The following is a 1,625-nucleotide window of genomic DNA, read 5'->3' as shown; positions in this document are numbered from 1 at the left end:
TCATGCCCGGCTCCCTTTCAAATCCAAGGAGCACACCTGATGTCTGCATACGGACACGGCCGTCACGAGCATGGCCAAAATTTTCTCACCAACCACAAGATCATCAACTCCATCATCGACCTTGTGAAACAAACCTCCGGCCCCATCATTGAGATCGGACCAGGAAGCGGTGCCCTCACTCACCCGATGGCCCACTTGGGGAGGGCGATAACGGCAGTTGAAGTGGACGCAAAACTAGCTGCCAAAATCACACAAGAAACCTCCTCGGCGGCGGTCGAAGTGGTCCATGATGATTTCCTTAACTTCCGGTTACCCGCCACTCCCTGCGTCATTGTGGGAAACATTCCCTTTCACCTCACCACTGCCATTCTTCGAAAGTTGCTGCATGCGCCAGCATGGACTGACGCTGTACTCCTCATGCAGTGGGAAGTCGCTCGCCGCCGGGCCGGGGTAGGCGCAAGCACGATGATGACGGCTCAGTGGTCCCCATGGTTCACATTTCACCTGGGTTCTCGGGTACCAAGGTCTGCTTTCCGGCCACAGCCAAACGTTGACGGGGGGATCTTAGTGATCCGCCGGGTGGGTGACCCGAAGATTCCGATAGAGCAGCGCAAAGCCTTTCAGGCGATGGTGCACACCGTTTTCACTGCCCGGGGACGCGGGATAGGGGAAATTCTCCGAAGGGCAGGGTTGTTTTCATCACGTTCAGAAACACAATCATGGTTGCGCTCGCGAGGAATCGACCCCGCGACCCTACCTCCCAGATTGCACACCAACGACTGGATCGATCTCTTCCAGGTGACTGGTTCCTCTCTACCTCACCATCGACCCATTTCACCATCGGGAAGTAGTCAACGACCTCCTCAACGGAAAAACCGAAGCCGGCGGCGTTAATCCCCACCAAAACCGAAATCCACCAGTAGTACTAAAAGGGCTCTTCCGGTTTTAGAGTGCATTGATTAGTTCGCCGGGGGTTCGGGCGTGGCACAAGATATTGGGGTCCTTGGCTTTGTAGGAAAAAGGTATCTAATCCATCCGTACAAAACTAAGGACCTACTGTGCAGCCTAACGGAAATGTCATCGTCGATACCATCTGCCGCACCGCAAAACTAGGAACTACTATCACCGGTGCCACAGAAAACGGTGACGTCACTGTTATTGAAGCCGAACCCGTCGAGCCGATCAATGAATGCCCTACCTGCGGGCAGCCTGGAGTATTCCGCGACCACGTCATCCGCAGCCTGGTCGATCTGCCCATCGTCGGCCACCCAACAACTTCATGTGCGCCTTCCACGCTACCGGTGCACCAACAAGCGTTGCTTGCAGAAGATCTTCCGTGCTGGCCTTGCCTGCGCGCCCGACAATTCAAAGACCACGGACCAGGTGACCCACTGGATCCTGCAACGACTCTGCCTAAATCGGATGAGCGTTGCCGCTGCACCCAAGTCATTAGGCCTGGGGTGGGATATGAAGTGTCCCAGGTTTTGTTCCGTTTGATGAAACCCGTTTTTGAAACAACGTACGGAGCACAACGCACGCCGATGCCAAAGCTTCCGCAACATCGACTACCTCATCAAACCCACGACAGTGGGATTCACACCCTCAATCCCCACGCGTGCAATCTT

General features: G+C 55.2%; 1 protein-coding gene and 1 pseudogene. Both read left to right on the top strand.

The window, feature by feature from the left end; translation table 11 throughout:
- Nucleotides 1–39: 39 nt before the first annotated feature.
- A complete protein-coding gene (locus L8V01_RS11860) occupies nucleotides 40–894 on the top strand; it encodes a 23S rRNA (adenine(2058)-N(6))-methyltransferase Erm(X) (RefSeq protein ID WP_011117480.1) in 855 nt (284 codons plus the stop codon).
- A 164-nt stretch (nucleotides 895–1,058) separates the two neighbouring features.
- Nucleotides 1,059–1,476, top strand: a pseudogene (locus tag L8V01_RS11855) (transposase family protein); the annotation flags it as partial.
- Between the last annotated feature and the right edge of the window lie 149 nt (nucleotides 1,477–1,625).

The sequence above is a fragment of the Corynebacterium curieae genome (genome assembly GCF_027570035.1).
Classification (GTDB): Bacteria; Actinomycetota; Actinomycetes; order Mycobacteriales; family Mycobacteriaceae; genus Corynebacterium; species Corynebacterium curieae.
The sequence above is the reverse complement of the archived record's forward strand: the minus strand, read 5'-3'. Positions and strand labels throughout refer to the sequence as shown.

Bases quoted from the DNA above. Each gene is read 5' to 3' on its own strand.
- L8V01_RS11860 (WP_011117480.1), top strand. From the start codon at position 40: ATGTCTGCATACGGACACGGCCGTCACGAGCATGGCCAAAATTTTCTC.